The sequence below is a fragment of the Burkholderia sp. SIMBA_062 genome (assembly GCF_046534765.1).
GTDB classification, from domain to species: Bacteria; Pseudomonadota; Gammaproteobacteria; order Burkholderiales; family Burkholderiaceae; genus Burkholderia; species Burkholderia ambifaria.
This window is the reverse complement of record NZ_JAWRYD010000218.1, coordinates 1-278: the sequence shown is the minus strand read 5'-3', so window position 1 is coordinate 278 and position 278 is coordinate 1. Positions and strand designations below refer to the sequence as shown.

At 63.3% G+C, this 278-nt stretch carries 1 protein-coding gene; it reads right to left on the bottom strand.

Going from position 1 to position 278, the window contains the following annotated elements:
* Positions 1-56: 56 nt before the first annotated feature.
* Positions 57-278, bottom strand: a 222-nt coding sequence (locus tag SB786_RS36110; RefSeq protein WP_410731561.1) for a cell division protein SepF, incomplete at its 5' end; no start/stop codon positions are given.

The window sequence follows — 278 nt, the reverse complement described above, 5'->3', positions numbered from 1 at the left end:
GAAGCAGGAAGTAAAGGATGCCGCCGATGATGGCGAAGGTTGTGCTCACCCGTTAATTATTGCCGAGCGAAGAAGGTCGACTCGCCCTCGACGGGCTGAGCGACCGTGTCGCCGAGCACGGCGACGTGCGAGGGCGACAGCAGGAAGACCTTGCTGGTGACGCGCTCGATCTTTCCCTGCAGACCCTGCGAGAGGCCGCTGGCGAAGTCGATCAGGCGACGAGCGTCGCCCTCGGACATCTGCGAGAGGTTGATGATGACGGGCACGCCGTCGCGGAA